This is a genomic window from Arthrobacter sp. Y3221087 (genome assembly GCF_059089905.1).
The window spans coordinates 88,568-105,373 of record NZ_JBNHFE010000003.1; the positions used below are offsets into that span (position 1 = coordinate 88,568).

The following is a 16,806-nucleotide window of genomic DNA, read 5'->3' on the forward strand; positions in this document are numbered from 1 at the left end:
GCGGGGGCGGCGTCCCGCTTGGCTCTCCCTACAGGAGCCGGTCGCTGCGGGCCGTGCGGTTCCGGCCCTCTGACTTTGCCACGTACAAAGCCGCGTCGGCGGCGGCGATGACGCTCTCCACGTCGGAGGTATCGGCGTCGTACATGGAAATTCCGTAGCTGACAGTGGGCATCTCCATGCCGTCCGCGGCAGGTCCGGCGGCGAGCCGGCGGCTGATCTCCTTAGCGATCAGCTCGGCGCGCTCCGCGCTGGCACCGGGGATCAAAAGCACGAATTCTTCGCCGCCATAGCGGCCCACCAGGTCGGTGGACCGGACCGTCTCGGTGCAGGACTGGGCGAACCGCTGCAGCGCCCTGTCCCCGGCGGCGTGGCCGTACGTGTCATTAACACCCTTGAAGTGGTCCAGGTCCGCCAGGATCAGGGCGCCGGAGCCGCGGGTGATGGCACGGTCGGAGAGCAGCTCGGCGGCAAGGTCGATGAAGGCCTTGCGGTTCAACAGGCCGGTCAGGTCGTCACGGGAGGCCACCACGCGGAGGGCGCGGGTCTGCTGTTCACTGCTCAGCGCGGCCATACTGAAAGACACCACTACCAGCAGCACCATGGTCACCAGAGTGGTCACCGCCGAGCCGAACACCGTGGTGAAGGTGGGCCCGTTCTGCCCCTCGACCAGGAACGCGATCCACCGGAGGAAGTAGAAGGCGGCCAGGCCCCCGGCTGCCACTGCCATGGGAATCCGGACCCTCGAGTAGCCGGGCTCCAGGCGCCACAGCTCCCGGGATGCCAGCCCAATGCTGACGCTCATCGCGGCGAGGAACACCGGACCGCCGGACCAGGTATTCGTGGCGGGGCTGTCCAGCACGGAGGCAACCAGGACCACCAGCGGGATCCCCGTGAACGCCCACTTGGGCGGCGGCACAGTCCGCAGCGACCGGGCACCTGCCCACACCGCTACCCCGCCATGTACCAGCATCACGTTTCCCAGCGGGTTGGCCCACACCTGGTGGACCGTCCCGTCCAGCAGGAAGCACGCGGATCCGGCGAGGAAGAACACGAGCGCCAGGCACCACCAGCCGCTGTACGGCGAGCGCGTGATGCGGTAGGCGGAGAAGTAGAAGAGCACCACCAGGACCAGCGCCATCAGGCCGAAGGCGATCCTGAGCGTGGTGGTGTCCAGAACCATGTCTTCGAAGTCCCCCCAACGCCGAATGCCTGTGCCGACCCTCAGTATTACACCGCAACGGCACGCGCATGAGCACTCGTACCCATGAACAACCGCGGCGAAACCGCCTAAGGTGGTCCGATAAGCACAGGACCACGAAAGGCCCCGCCATGCTCCTCCTCTTCGGCTTCAAGACGGTACTCAAGGCGCTCCCCGGCAAGCCCGCAACCTGCCAGTACTGCCGCTCCTTCGTCCACCACCACCTGGAAGAGCGCACCACCAAGTTCACGCTGTTCTTCATCCCGGTGTTCACCACGTCCCGGAAATACAACATCACCTGCTCAAACTGCGGCTACGTCTCGTCAATCTCCGGCCGGCAGAAGCGGGCCCTGGAACTGCAGCGCTAAGCTTCCCGTTTGGCTCTGGCCCCCGACGCCGGCCGCGGCTAGAGTGGGACACGGTCGCCCCTGCCGTCCCGGCCGTCCCGGCAGAGCGGAGAGGACCCCTGGAGGGAATGGAGGTGGTTTTGATGACTGCAGCTGCTGCGCGCCCGGAGCGCCCCGCATCCATCAACCAGCCCCACTCCCCCGCCTGCATCAGCGTCGCCTGACGCACCCTGGTGCATCGGGAGATCTTCCCGAGGAAACCACACTGAACACTTCTTCAGGCAACGCCCTGGACAGTACTGGAATCAGCAACAAGTTACTTTTCGAAGGCCCCACCGCCTTTGGCTATGCGGCGCCAGTAGCGCGGCATTTCAACGAACACCCCTGCCCCGGCGCCACCGGCCGCGGGCGGGTGGTCCGGGTGGACCGCAACCGGCTGCTGGTCGCCGTCGGCAACGACCTCCTGCACCTTCCCTACCCCCTGGCCGGCGGCGTTCCCGTCGCCGGCGACTGGGTGTGGACCGGCCCCAACCGCGCCGGCGAACGCCAGATTCTGGCCGTCCTGCCGCGCCTGTCCGAACTCAGCCGCAAGCGCGCTTTCGAGGATTCGTCCGCGGAACAGGTCCTGGCGGCGAACATGGACGTGGTGGGTGTGGTGGTGCCGGTGGACCGGCCCCTGACCCACAACCGGCTGGAGCGGACCCTTGTGGCAGCGTGGGACTCCGGCGCCACTCCCCTGGTGATCATCACCAAGGCCGACCTCGCCGCCGTGGCGGACGACGTCGTCGGGAAAGTCATCCTCCAGGCCGCCGGGGTGGAGGTGGTGACCACGTCCGCAGAAAAAGGCGACGGCATCGACGAACTGCTGCAGCAAATCCCTGCGGGCGGCACCATCGTGCTCCTGGGACCGTCCGGCGCAGGCAAGTCAACGCTGATCAACGCGCTGGTGGGCCGCGAGGTCCAGCACACCGGTCCGGTGCGCTCCGGCGACTTCAAGGGCAAGCACACCACCACGTCCCGGGAACTGGTGCCACTTGCCAACGGGACCGTGCTGATGGACACGCCGGGTGTGCGCGGCTTCGGGCTGTTCGACGCCGAGGACGGCCTGGAGGAGATGTTCGGCGACGTGGAGGAACTGGCTGCGGGATGCCGGTTCTCGGACTGCTCCCACCAGGGCGAACCAGGCTGCGCCGTGCAGCAGGCCCTCGCGGACGGCACCCTTCCGGAGCGGCGCTGGCACAGCTACCTGAAGCTGCAGCGCGAGCTTGCCGCCCTGGCCCGGCGCAGCAGCGTGGCCGCCCAGCGGGCGTACCACCGGGAGTGGCACCAGAAGGTGGTGTCAGCCGGGAAGTCGCAGCGCTGGGCGGAGCGGGATCTGGCGGAACGGCAGGACCGCGCCGGCGGGAAGGACCGGAAGCGGCGGCGGTGAGGGTCCGGGGCCGGGAGGAGCGCGCTCAGGGCGTTCAACGCTGTAAATCAGCTACCTGGCCTTCCACTACTACGACGGTTCCAACGGGAACGTTCCGTACTTCCCCACCCTCGGCATCCAGAAAATTGACTGGACCTGGCCGGTGTTGAACCAGAGCGTGGAAACGCCGTCGATCCTGAAGCAGCCAAAGGCCACCGCAGCAGGCAGCACCGCTGCCACTGAACCGTCGGCTTCCCGGCTCCTCCCGGCAGGTGAAGGCGGAGTGCAGCGCCCTTCAACGGTGCTGCACTCCCCCATAACCTTGTTCCATCAGAGCTCCGGGGCGTGCTCCTCAGGCAGCGCGCCCTCGTCCTCCGGGTGCCGTTTCAGGTTCAGCAGGGCCAGGGCCAGGCCGCCCCAGACGGTGAGGATGGCGATGATCATCATGGTGATGGCTATCGGCGTCACAGTGCCTTCTCCTTTTCCTCTTCGGCCACCACGGCGTCGTATTCGGGGTCGTGGTGGGCCTTGGACCGGTGGCTCCAGGGGATGAATGTCAGTGCCAGTGCCAGCACCACCAGGACCCCGGCCATTCCCCAGCCAAAGATGCCCACAAACCATTCCGGGTAACCCTCATAGGTGGCGGTGATCTTGCTGATGAACTCGTTCGACACCATGTAGATCAGCGCCAATGGGACGACGCCGGCCACCAAGATCATCCACGTGCGCCGCATCTTGACGGTGGAGATCCTGTTCAGGTGGGCGGACAGCAGAGGCAGTTTGCGCAGGAACCACGCGAGCACCACGACAGTGACCAGGGCCCCGAGCGTGATGCCGAAGCTGTTGACGAATGCATCAGAGGTGTCCAGCAGGTAGAGGCCGGTGGCCGTGGGGAAAAGTCCCAGCGAGACCGCCGCCACCAGACCGCTGACCACCAGCGACGCCTGGACCCGGCCCCAGCCGAGCTTGTCCTGGACCGCGGCCACAATGACTTCCAGAACCGAGATCAGGGACGTGATGCCCGCGAAAACCAGTGACCCGAAGAACAGCACGCCCATGAGAGCTCCGAACGGGGCCTGGGACACGATGGTGGGGAACGCGACAAACGCCAGCCCGATGCCCTGCGTCACCACTTCGTCCACCGCAGTACCCGCTGCTTGGGCCATGAAGCCCAGGGCGGCAAAGACACCTATTCCGGCCAGGATCTCGAAGCCCGAGTTGGAGAAGGCCACCACCATGCCGGAGCCCGTCAGGTCCGTCCGGCGCTTCAGGTAGGAGGCATAGGTGACCATGATGCCGTACCCCACGGAAAGGGAGAAGAAGATGTGCCCGTAGGCTGCCGCCCAGACGCCAGGATCCGCGAGCGCCGCCCAATTAGGAGTGAAGAAGGCGTTTAGGCCTTCAGCCGCACCCGGAAGGAAGAGCGACTGGACCACCAGGAGCAGGAACATCACCATCAGCAGCGGCAGCAGGACGGCGTTGGCGCGGGAGATGCCCTTCCGTATCCCGGCCACCATGATGAAGATGACGGCGGCCCAGGTCAAAAGCAGCGGGAAGAACACGGACGGCACGTACTCGAAGCCCAGGCCGGGAGCCTCGGCGACGCTAAGGAAGTTCCCGAAAAAGAAGCCCTCGGCGTCGTCACCCCAAGCCTCTGTGAAGGAAAAAACCGTGTACATCAGTGACCAGGCGATGATCACTGCGTAGTAGGCGGCAATCACGAAGCAGACCAGCACCTGCCACCAGCCGAGCGGCTCTGCGACACGGTGCAGCCGCCGGTAGGCCAACGGCGCCGAGCCGCGGAACTTATGGCCCACGGCATAGTCGAGGAACAGCAGCGGGATGCCGGCCGTGAGCAAGGCCACCAGGTACGGGATGAGGAACGCACCGCCGCCGTTGTCGTAGGCGATGTAGGGAAAGCGCCAGATGTTGCCCAGCCCCACCGCCGAGCCGATGGCGGAGAGGATGAAGAGCCGGCGGGACGAGAATGTTTCGCGCTTGGCCGGACTGGCGGGCTGCGCTGGGGAGGAAGCAGTCATGTCCGGACTTTACTGCTGCCCTTCCGCCTGCAAAAGCCCCCTCTGCTGTTTGCGCACCCGGGGAGGCCTGGCCGGCGGCCTTTTTGTCGCCCCCGGAGAGTAGGGTTCCGTCATGGACATCATCCTGGTTCCCGGTTTCTGGTTGGACGCTTCCTCCTGGGAGGAGGTGACGCCGGCGCTCGAGGCTGCGGGACACCGCACTCATCCCCTCACCCTCCCCGGCTTGGAGTCTGTGGATGCCAACCGTGCCGGGATTGGCCTGCGCCAGCACATCGACGCCGTGGTGTCGGAAGTGGACGCCATCGAGGGAAAGGTGGTTCTGGTGGGCCACTCAGGCGGCGGGGCCATCATCCACGGGGTGGTTGATGCCCGCCCGCACAGGATTGCACGGGCCATCTATGTGGACAGCGGCCCCCTCGGGGAGGGCGGCGTGATCAACGATGAACTGCCGGCCGAGGGCGACGACGTTCCGCTTCCGCCCTGGGAAGGATTCGAAGACGCGGACCTGGTGGACCTCGATGACGGCCTCCGCCGGAAGTTCCGTGCACGGGCCATTCCACAGCCCATGGGCGTGGCTTACGAGCCGCAGCACCTGCACGACGAGCGGCGCTACGACGTTCCCGCCACAGTCATCGCCTGCGAATTCCCCTCTGCCATGCTGCGCGAATGGATCGAGGCAGGCCATCCGTTCGTGGCCGAGCTTGCCCGGATGCGGGACGTGGAATACGTGGACCTGCCCACCGGCCACTGGCCGCAGTTCACCAGGCCCGCGGAACTGGCCGAAGCCATCCTTGCCGCCGTGGACCGGAACGGCCAGCTACATTGAACGGACCGCCCTGTGCTTAGGAGTTCCGATGCCGCGCCCGCGATCACCGCTGCTGTCCGTGGATGCCATCATCCGCGCCGCCCTGTCCCTGGTTGATGCCACCGGAGATTTCAGTTTTCCGAAAGTGGCCAGGGAACTTGGCGTCAGCCAGGCCTCCCTCTACAACCACATCGACAACCGCGAGCACATTATTGAGCTGATGCGCGGGCTCGTCTTCTCGGAGTTCGCCGGGCGGAGGCACCTTGATCCTGCAAGCCTGCCCTGGGACGAGGCACTCCGGACGCTGGCCTACGAATACCGTGACTGCCTGGTGGACCACCCGCGCCTGGTGCCGCTCCTGGTAACCCAGACCGTCCAGGACCTGGGCGTGATGCGGATCTATGAGGATATGGCGATCGTCCTGGGCAGGGCGGGCCTGGACCCTTCGGTCATCGTCCCGGCCATCACCACCGTGGACTACCTGGTCCTTGGCTCCGCACTGGAACTGACTGCCCCCGACGTCGTCTGGTCTCCCCCGCCGGGAGAATTTCCCGCGCTGACGGCTGCCATCAGCGGGCTGGGTTCCCCTGCGGAGCGCTCCTATGCCGCCTTCGCTTTCGGAGTGGAGACCATCGTGGCCGGGATCAGGCAGGTCACAAAGATAAGTTTCTGAAAGGCTTTCACTAAAACACTTGTGCTGGGCGGGGTGCATCTCCATAATAAATGAAGGCCATTCATTTTGTGACGGCATTCGCTCCACCCCAGCAAGGAGAAGTCCATGTCCCAGGACGACCCCACCATAGGGCGCGTACCCCTGACGCCGCGCCGGGCAATTTCCGTCTTCGGCATCAGCGTTGTCGGCTTCATGACCGCCAATCTGGTTCCCGTCATGATCGTCGCACTGACCGGCGACCTCGGCTTTCCGGACACCGCAGCCGGCACGCTGATGACCGGATCGCTGCTCGCCTGTGCGGTGGCCTGCCTGCTGACGTCCAGGCTGGCTTCCGGAAATGGAAGATACCTGGTGGCCCGTGCCGGCCTGGGGCTTGCTGCGGCAGGCTTCGCAGCCGCGGCCTTCATCCCGTCCGTTCCTGTCGTCGTCGCCGGTATTTTGCTCGGCGGGCTCGGCGCGGGCGGGGCCGTCTCGGCAGGCGGCGCCGCGCTGGGTGCCCTCCGCAACCCGGACCGCGCCTCGGGCCTAAGCGGCTTCGCCAACCGCGTGATCGTTTCCGTGATTCTCTTTGTCATCCCGGCCGTGGGCGCCGGCATGGGCAGTGCGTTCGGCCTGCTTGCGGGCCTTGCCCTGGCCGCCCTGTTCACCACCGCCTGGCTGCCGGGCAACCCTGCCGGTAGTACAGACGGACTACGGGAAGCCGCCGCGCCGGGCAAGGGCTCCCGATCCACAACCCTCGCCGGGCTCGGCCTGCTGGCCTGTTTCGCACTGTGGGCCCTCAGTGAGGACTCCCTCTGGGCTGTGGCCGCCACCATGGGAGCCGACCAGGCGCAGCTCGACGAAACCGGCATGGGCCTGGTTCTCAGCCTCTCCACCCTCGGAGGGCTCCTCGCCTCGGGCCTGATCGGGCTCGCCGGGCGCCGGCTCGGCAGGACAGCGCCGCTGGCGGTGGCGCTGGTAGCGGGGGCAGCATTAAAGATGCTGTCCGGAACCGTCACCGATCCGGGCCTGTACATGGCCGTGATCATCGCCTGGAACACCATCTACATGCTGGCCTTCATCTACATTGTGGCCACCGCGGCCGCTTTGGACGCATCCGGGCGCTGGTCCGCCCCGGTGCTCGGCGTCTACCTGATCGGCTCCTCGTTCGCCCCGTTTTTTGGAACGTTCGTCTCGGCTTCGGCAGGGTATGACGTCCTCGGCTACGTCTTGGCGGGCATGACCCTGGTCCTGGCGGTTCCGCTGATCCTGATCTCCCGCCTGTCCGTCCGGATGAACCGGGATGCGGCCGGCAACCCTTCGACCAATATCAACAAGGCGGTCATCGTCTAATGTCCCTCCCCGACCTGAAGGAGAGCACTCCCTTGCCTGCACGCACGCTCTATACCAACGCCGCCGTGTTCACGGCCGACGGCGCTCCCGCGGAAGCCTTCGTGGTGGAAGGATCACAGTTCATCCACGTGGGAGACGAAGCCGGTGCCCGCAGTGCGGCAGGGAAAGGCGCCGCGGAAGTGGACCTTGCGGGCCGCTTTGTCCTGCCCGGCTTCGTTGACGCGCACACCCACCTGCTGATGACGGGCCAGGCCCTGCAGAAGGTCCAGCTGCGGGACGCCATCAGCCTCGCCGAGCTGCAGCAGCGCCTCCGGGACGCTGCCGCGGCCAGCAATGCACCGCGGGTCCTCGGCGCCGGCTGGCTCCACAGCGCCCTCGACGGACAGGCTCCCACCCGCCAGCTGCTGGACGCAGCGGTCCCGGACCGCCCCGTCTATCTGGACGCCAATGACCTGCACTCCGTCTGGGTCAACAGCGCTGCCCTGGCTGAACTGGGCATCGACAAAGACACCCCGGACCCCATCGGCGGACGCATCGGCCGGGACCCTGAGACGGGTGAGGCTGATGGGGTGCTGTATGAAACGGCAGTACAGCAAATGATCTGGCCCGCCCTTGCGGCGCATGCCACGGACCAGGACCGCGACGCCCAGCTGGAGGAGGCCTTCGCCAACTACCTGGCCGTTGGCGTGACCAGTGCCGTGGACATGGCCGTGCAGGACGACGACCTTGCCGCTTTCCGCCGCGCCATGCAACGCCGGAACGGCACCCTGCCCATCCGGGTCAAGGGACACCTCCTGGTGGCCCGCCACGAAGCGGAGTCCGACAACCTGGCACAGGTGGCCAAGGCCGCATGGCTGGCGGCCGAACTGCACGATGACTGGCTGCAGATCTGCGGCATCAAAGTGATGGTGGACGGGGTCATCGACAGCTGCACCGCCGCCATGAAGGAGCCGTACGCCGACGGCAGCAGCGCCGAGCCCGTCTGGGACCGCGCATCGCTGACCCCGGTCGTGGTTGCGGCGGACGCCGCAGGGCTGCAGATCGCCCTGCATGCAATCGGCGACGAAGCGTCGGACATCGCCCTGGATGCGTTGGAGGAGGCGTACCGCCGCAACGGGCCGCGGGACCGCCGGCACCGCATCGAACACCTGGAAACAGTCACGGAGGCGAACGTAAAGCGGCTGGCCGCCCTCGGCGTCGTGGCTTCCATGCAGCCCGTCCACGCCGACCCTGCCATCCAGGACAACTGGCGCAGCATGCTGGGCGACCACCGCTGCGAGCGGGCCTTCCCCTGGACCGAGTTCACGGAAGCCGGCGCCACGCTTGCACTGAGCACCGACGCGCCGACGGCACCGCACCAGCCGCTGCCCAACATGTACGTTGCCGCCACCCGCCGCTCCGCCCTTGACCCCGCGCTGGAAGCAAACCTGCCCCACTACGCCCTGGAACTTGCTGATGCGTTCTGCCATGCCACCCGGGACGCCGCCTACTCCTGCCGCGCCGAGGACCGCCAGGGCAGGATCGCGGCCGGCTACCTGGCGGACTTCACCGTCCTGGACACCAACCCGCTCCAGGCAGACGCCGCCGAACTGCTCACCAACTCCACCCGGCTCACCGTAATAGGCGGCAAGGTGGCATACGACGCCGGAGCCTCCCCGGCCGACCGTCCCGCCGTAACCAGTGCCCGCGTGGGCCAGCCCGCCTAAGACGTTTTCCCTCCACCAGCCAGACCGAAAGACCCAGGAATACCGATGAAACCCGCTCCCGCCCCCACCGCAGCCGCCGCGAAACCCGCACCGGCAACCTCCATGCCCGCTGAATGGGACGCCCACCAGGGCACTTGGATGGCCTTCCCGCCGCCGAACGACACTTTCGGCGAAGTAGGAAGTGCAACGCTGGACCGCGCCCGCGCCGCCTGGACGAAGGTGGCCCAGACCATCGCCCGCTACGAACCCGTCACTGTGGTGGCCGATCCCCGCGATGCCACCGCAGCCCGGGAATGGCTCGGCGACGGCATCGCGGTGCTCGAAGTCCCCCTCGATGACGCCTGGCTCCGGGACAGCGGGCCCACCTTCGTGCACCAGCAGGACGGCTCGCTGGCTGCCGTGGACTGGATCTTCAACGGGTGGGGCGCGCAGGAGTGGGCCGCGTGGGACAAGGACCAGGACGTTGCCCGCATCATCGCGGCTGAAAGTTCCGTTCCCGTCAGGTCAAGCTCCCTCGTAAACGAGGGCGGCGGATTCCATGTGGACGGTGACGGAACGGTGCTGCTGACCGAGACTGTCCAGCTGGATCCCGGCCGTAACCCGGGAGCCACCAGGGAATCGGTGGAGGCCGAGGTCCACGCCGCGCTGGGCACTACCAAGGCAATCTGGCTGCCCCGCGGACTCACCCGCGACTACGACGAGTTCGGCACCCGCGGACACGTCGACATTGTGGCCTCCTTCGCTGGCCCGGGCACCATCCTGCTGCACCGCCAGGATGACCCCGCCCACCCGGACCACGCTGTCTACCTGCAGCTGAAGGCAGCCCTCACGGGCCACCTGGACGCACAGGGCCGGCCCCTGCGGATCATCGACGTCCCCGCCCCCACCACGCTGAAGGACGACGAAGGCTTCGTGGACTGGTCCTACATCAACCACTACGTGGCAAACAACGTGGTGGTACTGTGCGCCTTCAACGACCCCAATGACGCCATCGCCGCCGGCATCCTGGAGCGGGCCTACCCCGGCCGCACCGTGGAACTGGTGGACGCACGCGGCATCTTCGCCTTCGGCGGCGGCATCCACTGCATCACGCAGCAGCAGCCGGCCGTGCGGGGAGGTGCGGCATGAGGCTCGCCGAGACAGCCGGCACGCCGGGCACCAAGGGCCGCTTCGACGTCGTCGAAGCCTCCATCAGGGATCTCCGTGCGGCGCTGGAGGCGGGAGAGGTCACCAGCGAGGAGCTCCTGCGGCTGTATTTGGCGCGGATCGAGAAGTATGACTCCTCCGGTATACATCTGAATGCACTGGTGGTGATGAACCCGGACGCCCTCGCCGACGCTAGGGCATCCGACGAACGCCGCGCCCGGAACGCCACCCTGGGGCCCCTGGACGGCATCCCTTACACCGCGAAGGACAGCTACCAGGCGCAGGGCCTCACTGTTGCCGCCGGGTCTCCCGCCTTCAAGGACCTGGTGGCCCAGAAGGACGCCTTCACCATCGAGCGGCTCCGCGCCGGGGGTGCCGTCCTGATCGGCCTGACCAACATGCCGCCCATGGCCAACGGAGGTATGCAGCGCGGCGTATACGGGCGCGCCGAAAGCCCCTACAACGCGGAGTACCTCACCGCCGCCTTTGCCTCCGGGTCCTCCAACGGTTCCGGCACGGCCACGGCCGCCAGCTTCGCCGCCTTCGGGCTTGCGGAGGAAACCTGGTCGTCAGGCCGGGCGCCGGCGTCGAACAACGCCCTCTGCGCGTACACCCCCTCCCGCGGCGTGATCTCCGTCCGGGGCAACTGGCCGCTGGTCCCCACCATGGACGTAGTGGTGCCGCACACGCGGACCATGGACGACCTCCTCGAGGTCCTGGACGCCGTGGTGGCTGACGACGCGGAAACCCGGGGCGACTTCTGGCGGGTCCAGCAGTGGGTGCCGATTCCCAAGGCCTCCGAGATCCGCCCGGCCTCCTACCTGGACCTCGCAATCCGGGACAGTGCCGCCGCCAGGGGTGTGCTTGCCGGCAAGCGGCTGGGCATCCCCCGGATGTACATCAACGCGGACCCGGAGGCCGGAACAGCTCCGGCTGGCGGGATCGGCGGCCCCACCGGGCAGCGCATCGAAACGCGGCAGTCCTTCATCGAGCTGTGGAATGCCGCGCGGCGGGATCTCGAAGCCGCCGGCGCCCACGTCGTCGAAGTCGACTTCCCGGTGGTGTCCAACTATGAGGGCGACCGTCCCGGCGCGCCCACCATCGCCACCCGCGGCCTGGTACCGCCGGAGTACCTGCGCCGCGAGATCGTGGACCTCTCCGCCTGGTCATGGAACGACTTCCTGGACGCCAATGGGGACCCGCACCTCAACCGGCTGGCCGACGTCGACGGTGCCGCCATCTTCCCCGCTCCGGACGGTTCCTTACCGGACCGGTACGACGGGTTCGACGACGACATCAGCGACTACCCCGCCTGGATCCGTAAGCACGGGGTTCCCTCCCTCGTGGACATTCCGCACCTCGAGGAGGGGTTGAAGGGGCTGGAGGAAACGCGGCGGGTGGACCTGGAGGAGTGGATGGACGGGCTTGGCCTGAACGCCGTCGTCTTCCCTGCAGTCGCGGATGTCGGCCCGGCGGATGCCGACGTCAACGAAGCCTCGGCTGACCTCGCCTGGCGCAACGGCGTCTGGGTGGCCAACGGGAACCTGGTTGCCCGGCACCTTGGCATTCCCACGGTCACGGTGCCCATGGGGCTGGCCCCGGACATTGCAATGCCGGTTGGCCTCACCTTCGCCGGCAAGGCGTACAGCGATTCGGCACTGCTGCACCTGGCCGCAGCCTTCGAGGCCACCGGAAGCCGCCGCGTCCCGCCGCCGCGCACCCCTGCCACTGACGCCTGAGGCGCCGGAAGCGGAGGGGAACCTGCCGGACCTGCTGGACCTCGACGTCGACGCCCTCCACTCCCGGGCCGGTGATGGGCTGCGTGAGGGTGAGCGCGGAGGTCCGGGCCGGCTATTCCGCCGCCGGGGATGGCGGCGGAGATGCCGGCAACTGCATGCCGGTGCGGACGTGGCGGGTGCCGGGCTGCGCAACCGCCAGCTGTGCGGGGCGGACCAGCGCGGCGCCTGCCTTATCGGCGCCGACCTCACCGGGGCACAGTTCCTCACGCAGGCTCAGTCGGCGCGGCCCGGGGAACCTTGGCGACGCGGCTGCCGCGGGCGTTGGCCCATCCGGACCATTGGAGCACCGGGAGGGGTCCTAGTTCCGCGCGAGGCAGACGGACTGCTGCTCGCCTTGACACCATGATTGTTAGCGCTGACAGTGGAGGGAGCCATCCCCGCCGACCGAAAGCCGACTTTATGAAGAACTGGGCAGGAAACCTAGACTACTCATCCCGCGAGGTGCAGCGGCCCGGGTCCGTGGCCGAACTGGCCGAGGTTGTTGCCGGCTCGCCCCGGGTGAAGGCACTGGGGTCCCGGCACTCCTTCAACCGGGTGGGCGACACGGACGGCGTGCACGTTATGCTGGACGCCCTGCCCCGGCAGATCGAGCCAGATTCGGCGAAAGGCACAGTCCGCGTCAGCGGCGGCATCAGCTATGGCGAGCTGTGCCGCACGCTGGAAGGGCAGGGCCTGGCCATCCATAATCTTGCTTCCTTGCCCCACATATCTGTGGCAGGGGCAGTGCAGACGGGCACGCACGGGTCCGGGGTTGGCAACCAGTCCTTGGCGGGCGCCGTCCAGGCCATCGAGCTGGTCCGGCCCGGCGGTGACGTGGCCACCCTGTCCCGCGCGGACGGCGACGAGTTCCTGGCCGCCGTAGTGGGACTGGGGGCATTCGGCGTCGTCACCGGCCTGGAGCTGTCCGTCCAGCCCAGCTTCCGGATGCGCCAGCGGGTATTCCAGGACCTGCCGTGGGACCGGGCGCTGGAAAACTTCGCCGCCCTGGTGTCCAGCGCCTACAGCGTAAGCCTCTTCACGAACTACGCCGACGATGCCATCAGCCAGGTCTGGCTCAAGGCACTCGATGACGAACCGCCCCTGGCCGACCTCTTCGGCGCGACGGCAGCCACCCGGCCCCGGCACCCGCTGCCGGACATGTCCGCAGAGAACTGCACACAGCAGCTGGACGAGGCCGGTCCGTGGCTTGACCGGTTGCCGCACTTCCGCCACGAGTTCACGCCCAGCAAGGGCGAGGAACTGCAAAGCGAATTCATCCTTCCGCTGGAACACGCACCCGCCGCCATCGACGCGCTGCGGGGCCTGGCGGACAAGCTGGCACCCCTGCTGTTCGTGTCGGAAATCCGCACCGGTGCGGCCGACGATTTCTGGCTCAGCCCGTTCTACCGCCAACAGAGCGCCGCCTTGCATTTCACCTGGAAGCCCCTGCAGCCGGAGGTGGAGGCCCTCCTTCCCGAACTTGAGGACCGGCTCCGTCCCTTCGGGGCCCGGCCGCACTGGGGCAAGCTGTTCTCACCCGACGGCCACGACTGGGAGCAGCTGTACCCCCGGTTTGCCGGATTCCGCTCGCTGGCAGCAGCACATGACCCGGACGGCAAGTTCCGGAACGGGCTGCTGGACAGCGTGCTCGGTGTGCCGGCGGCCACTTCGCACTGACACGCCCCGGCCCGGGACGGTGGTGGAGCAGCGGCTAGGCTGGAAGAATGAAACGCCGCCTTGCCGCCCTGTCCGCCGTCCCCCTGATGCTGCTGCTTGCCGGCTGCGGTGCCGTGGAGGAGGCCGCCACCAATGCCGCCAGTGACGCCGCGTCCAAGGTTGCCACGGCGGCCGCGGACGAAGTGAAGCGGCAGATCTGTGCCGTGGTCCAGGACGGACTGGTAAGCGTGGAGGACAAGCAGGTTCTGGCCGGACTGGTCTCCGCAGCCCGTACGGCAGGTGTTCCCGCGGAAATTACGACGCCGCTGGGCGAGATTGCGCAGGCCGGCGACCAGGTGCCGGAAGAGTCAGTCCAGGCACTGAAGGACGCTTGCCCGGCTTAGGCGAATTGCCCGCTGAATCCCCCTTCAGTCGGCCGCATGGCGGTGCTACCGTGAAATGACGAACTAGTAAGCCTGTGATACTAATCACGCGCGAAGGAGATCGTCATGGCCGAACGAGGCAACGCCAAACACGGCTCCAATCTGGATGACCAGATGCAACACGAGGCCCAAGGGGCCGTCCGGGGGAACCAGCCGGCCCACGCGGAAGAATTCCGCGAAACCGAGCCGTTTCCGGACAGCACGGATCCTTCCGAGGTCCAGGAGGCACTGAACCCCGTCGCAGCACCGGACCCCATCGATGATGAGGAGGGAGAACAGTGACGGGCAGCCTCAAGCGTTACGCTGACCTGTACCGGCTGCCCGGGCCATGGTGCACCGCCTACGTCAACGCGGGAACTGGCACGGTGGACACCCTGGAAGCCGGGGACGTCCTGCCCGGCAATCTGCGGACCCGGCTGCAGTCCGAAGGAGCCGCGGCGCAGGATCTGGACGCCATCGAACAGGCCGTGACGCTTGCGGCCGGCGGCGTTCCGGCCCCGGTGGCACGGTTTGTCCTGGTCAACCAGGGCAAGGCGGCGGTTAACGAGGTCCTCCCCGGTGAGCTGGTCCTGCCGGAACGGATCTCCGTGGACCCGGTTCCCGATCTGCTGCCGCTGGTGAAACACCGGCCCGAAGAGTTCGCCTACGTGGTTGCGGAAGTAAGCCGCGAACACGGGGAGATCAGGTTGTACCACGCCGGTTCTGGCGCTCCTGCCAGCACCCAGGAAGTGCAGGGCGAGACAGAGCATGTGAGCAAGTTCCAGGGCGGGGGCTGGGCCCATCTCCGGTTCCAGCACCACACGGAGGACGTCTGGCGCCGCAACGCGGACGAGGTTGCCGGCGAGATCGACAGGATCGTCGGTGACAGCGGGGCCAGGCTGGTGGTCCTGGCAGGCGACATCCGGGCCCGCGGACTGGTACAGGACCAGCTCTCGAAATCCACGCAGGCCTTGGTTTCGATGGTCGACTCCCACACGCACACGGCAGGGGCCGATGAACAGCAACTCACCGATCAGGTGAACCAGCGCGTCGCGGAACTCTGGGCTGCCGAGCAGCAGGAGGTTATGGACCGGCTGGCCACGCAGGAAGGCCAGGCAAATCCGGAGTCGGCCACCGGCATCGGGGCTGTGGTCCATGCCCTGCAGCAGGCCCAGGTGGATGTCCTGATCCTGGATGACGCCGCATTGTCGGAGCGGACCCTGCTGGCACTTGATGCCGAACCCTGGGTGGCCACTGCCGAAGAGGAGTCCCTGGCTGCTGGAGTGCTGGGGAAGGTTCCCGCACCTGCGGCGCTGCTGAGGGCAGCCGCATTGACGGATGCGCGGGTCCTGCTGGTCCCCGGCCCCGTCCTGCCGGACGGCGTGGACGTTGCCGCACTGCTTCGCTGGTCCACTGGACCGGCCGTACCCGCCGGGTAGCCGGGCTCAACCAGCATAGCGGGCAGCCTTACGAAGAGGACGGCAACCAGCGCTAGGCGTTGTCCTCCGGACTTTGCTGCTGGTGCGGCTCCATTGGCTGGCCCGCTTCCGACTGCAGCGGTTGGTCCGGACCCCGCCGGCCCCCGGGCCTGGACGTGTGGGGCCTGCGCGTCCGGTGGTCGGGTGCCACGAAGGGGACTACTTCCGGATGCCGGCTGGCAGGGAGGGCAGTAACGAATTTGGTCAACTCGTCCTGCAGCACTTTCCAGCCAATGCTGGGGTCATCCGGGTAGGCATTGATCTCGGCGTGCCGGGCAGCTTCCAAGGCCGCGAAGCCTGCTTCGGTAAGTTCAACTTTAAGCTGCCGGCGGTCCGTTGCCTGCCGGGTCCGCGTAATGTGGCCCATTGCCTCGAGGCGGGTAAGGATCCGGCCCAATGTCTGGCTCTGCACGCGGATGGCTTCAGCCAGCTGCTCCTGGTTCAACGGGCCTGCGGCCAGCCCTTCCAGGGCTATCACTGCAGCCCGCGTCAGGCCCAGATGGGCGAGCGCGTCATCCTGCCGCCGCTGGACCAGGCGTGCCGCCAATGTGATGAGGCGGTAGCTGTTCCGGGCGTCGGGATCAAGGTTGCTCGTCATCGGCCATGGCCTTCCTGTAGGCGGCAAGGGGCGGGTGGGCCTGCTTCTCTACGCTCCTACAATAAGCATGCTTAGCATCAAATTCGCAAGTAGGCTTACTATCCGCCCCATACGCTGGTCGCGGAAAATGCAAAGCAGCAGCCGGCGCCCCTTGCGCATCAAATGGGAAGTGTGCTTAGGATCTAGTTAGTAACCATGCTTACTAATCGCCAGCACTGCT

At 67.2% G+C, this 16,806-nt stretch carries 17 protein-coding genes; 12 read left to right on the top strand and 5 right to left on the bottom strand.

The annotated features are described in order from the left end of the window. Positions 1 to 28: 28 nt before the first annotated feature. Positions 29 to 1,180, bottom strand: a complete 1,152-nt coding sequence (locus AC5RUO_RS12230) for a GGDEF domain-containing protein (protein ID WP_494103658.1) — start codon at positions 1,178 to 1,180, stop codon at positions 29 to 31. Between the two features lie 149 nt (positions 1,181 to 1,329). On the opposite strand from AC5RUO_RS12230, the gene AC5RUO_RS12235 reads away from it, so the two are divergent. Together AC5RUO_RS12235 and rsgA are read left to right on the top strand one after the other, a co-directional pair. Further along, complete coding sequence (locus tag AC5RUO_RS12235; protein WP_494103659.1) at positions 1,330 to 1,566, top strand: zinc-ribbon domain-containing protein; 237 nt, start codon at positions 1,330 to 1,332, stop codon at positions 1,564 to 1,566. Positions 1,567 to 1,810: 244 nt separating this feature from the next. Beyond that, positions 1,811 to 2,974 (top strand): ribosome small subunit-dependent GTPase A, encoded by a 1,164-nt coding sequence (rsgA, locus tag AC5RUO_RS12240; protein WP_494103786.1) that lies wholly within the window; start codon positions 1,811 to 1,813, stop codon positions 2,972 to 2,974. Between the two features lie 69 nt (positions 2,975 to 3,043). Here rsgA and AC5RUO_RS12245 read toward each other — a convergent pair whose 3' ends face one another. From AC5RUO_RS12245 to AC5RUO_RS12255, 3 genes are read right to left on the bottom strand one after another with little or no spacing between them, the layout of a single operon-like run. Next, positions 3,044 to 3,271, bottom strand: coding sequence for a hypothetical protein (locus tag AC5RUO_RS12245; RefSeq protein ID WP_494103660.1), 228 nt, complete (start codon positions 3,269 to 3,271; stop codon positions 3,044 to 3,046). A 12-nt stretch (positions 3,272 to 3,283) separates the two neighbouring features. Further along, entirely contained in the window at positions 3,284 to 3,421 is a 138-nt protein-coding gene (locus AC5RUO_RS12250; RefSeq protein WP_082978922.1) for a methionine/alanine import family NSS transporter small subunit, read from the bottom strand. Next, positions 3,418 to 4,992: a sodium-dependent transporter gene (locus AC5RUO_RS12255; protein ID WP_494103661.1), complete on the bottom strand. Its 1,575-nt coding sequence runs from the start codon at positions 4,990 to 4,992 to the stop codon at positions 3,418 to 3,420. Before AC5RUO_RS12255 ends, AC5RUO_RS12250 begins: the two co-directional genes overlap by 4 nt. Before the next feature lie 112 nt (positions 4,993 to 5,104). Here AC5RUO_RS12255 and AC5RUO_RS12260 point away from each other — a divergent pair, with 112 nt between their 5' ends. The 10 genes from AC5RUO_RS12260 (at position 5,105) to AC5RUO_RS12305 (ending at position 15,949) form a co-directional block, all read left to right on the top strand. Further along, positions 5,105 to 5,818: an alpha/beta fold hydrolase gene (locus tag AC5RUO_RS12260; RefSeq protein ID WP_494103662.1), complete on the top strand. Its 714-nt coding sequence runs from the start codon at positions 5,105 to 5,107 to the stop codon at positions 5,816 to 5,818. Positions 5,819 to 5,846: 28 nt separating this feature from the next. Continuing rightward, complete coding sequence (locus AC5RUO_RS12265) at positions 5,847 to 6,470, top strand: TetR/AcrR family transcriptional regulator (RefSeq protein WP_494103663.1); 624 nt, start codon at positions 5,847 to 5,849, stop codon at positions 6,468 to 6,470. A 105-nt stretch (positions 6,471 to 6,575) separates the two neighbouring features. Next, the gene (locus AC5RUO_RS12270; protein WP_494011352.1) at positions 6,576 to 7,802 is read left to right on the top strand and encodes an MFS transporter; all 1,227 of its coding nucleotides are present in this window, start codon (positions 6,576 to 6,578) and stop codon (positions 7,800 to 7,802) included. Continuing rightward, positions 7,802 to 9,508: an amidohydrolase gene (locus AC5RUO_RS12275; RefSeq protein WP_494011353.1), complete on the top strand. Its 1,707-nt coding sequence runs from the start codon at positions 7,802 to 7,804 to the stop codon at positions 9,506 to 9,508. Before AC5RUO_RS12270 ends, AC5RUO_RS12275 begins: the two co-directional genes overlap by 1 nt. A gap of 45 nt (positions 9,509 to 9,553) precedes the next feature. Next, positions 9,554 to 10,636, top strand: a complete 1,083-nt coding sequence (locus AC5RUO_RS12280) for an agmatine deiminase family protein (RefSeq protein WP_494103664.1) — start codon at positions 9,554 to 9,556, stop codon at positions 10,634 to 10,636. Next, positions 10,633 to 12,393, top strand: coding sequence for an amidase (locus AC5RUO_RS12285; RefSeq protein ID WP_494103665.1), 1,761 nt, complete (start codon positions 10,633 to 10,635; stop codon positions 12,391 to 12,393). The genes AC5RUO_RS12280 and AC5RUO_RS12285 overlap by 4 nt, the downstream gene beginning before the upstream one ends. Before the next feature lie 459 nt (positions 12,394 to 12,852). Then, the gene (locus AC5RUO_RS12290; protein ID WP_494011357.1) at positions 12,853 to 14,109 is read left to right on the top strand and encodes a D-arabinono-1,4-lactone oxidase; all 1,257 of its coding nucleotides are present in this window, start codon (positions 12,853 to 12,855) and stop codon (positions 14,107 to 14,109) included. 47 nt (positions 14,110 to 14,156) lie between these two features. Next, positions 14,157 to 14,492: a hypothetical protein gene (locus AC5RUO_RS12295; protein ID WP_494011358.1), complete on the top strand. Its 336-nt coding sequence runs from the start codon at positions 14,157 to 14,159 to the stop codon at positions 14,490 to 14,492. 105 nt (positions 14,493 to 14,597) lie between these two features. Further along, positions 14,598 to 14,813, top strand: a complete 216-nt coding sequence (locus AC5RUO_RS12300) for a hypothetical protein (protein ID WP_494011359.1) — start codon at positions 14,598 to 14,600, stop codon at positions 14,811 to 14,813. Further along, a complete protein-coding gene (locus AC5RUO_RS12305; RefSeq protein ID WP_494103666.1) occupies positions 14,810 to 15,949 on the top strand; it encodes a baeRF2 domain-containing protein in 1,140 nt (379 codons plus the stop codon). The genes AC5RUO_RS12300 and AC5RUO_RS12305 overlap by 4 nt, the downstream gene beginning before the upstream one ends. Before the next feature lie 52 nt (positions 15,950 to 16,001). Here AC5RUO_RS12305 and AC5RUO_RS12310 read toward each other — a convergent pair whose 3' ends face one another. Next, complete coding sequence (locus AC5RUO_RS12310; RefSeq protein WP_494011361.1) at positions 16,002 to 16,586, bottom strand: MarR family winged helix-turn-helix transcriptional regulator; 585 nt, start codon at positions 16,584 to 16,586, stop codon at positions 16,002 to 16,004. Positions 16,587 to 16,806: the final 220 nt, after the last annotated feature.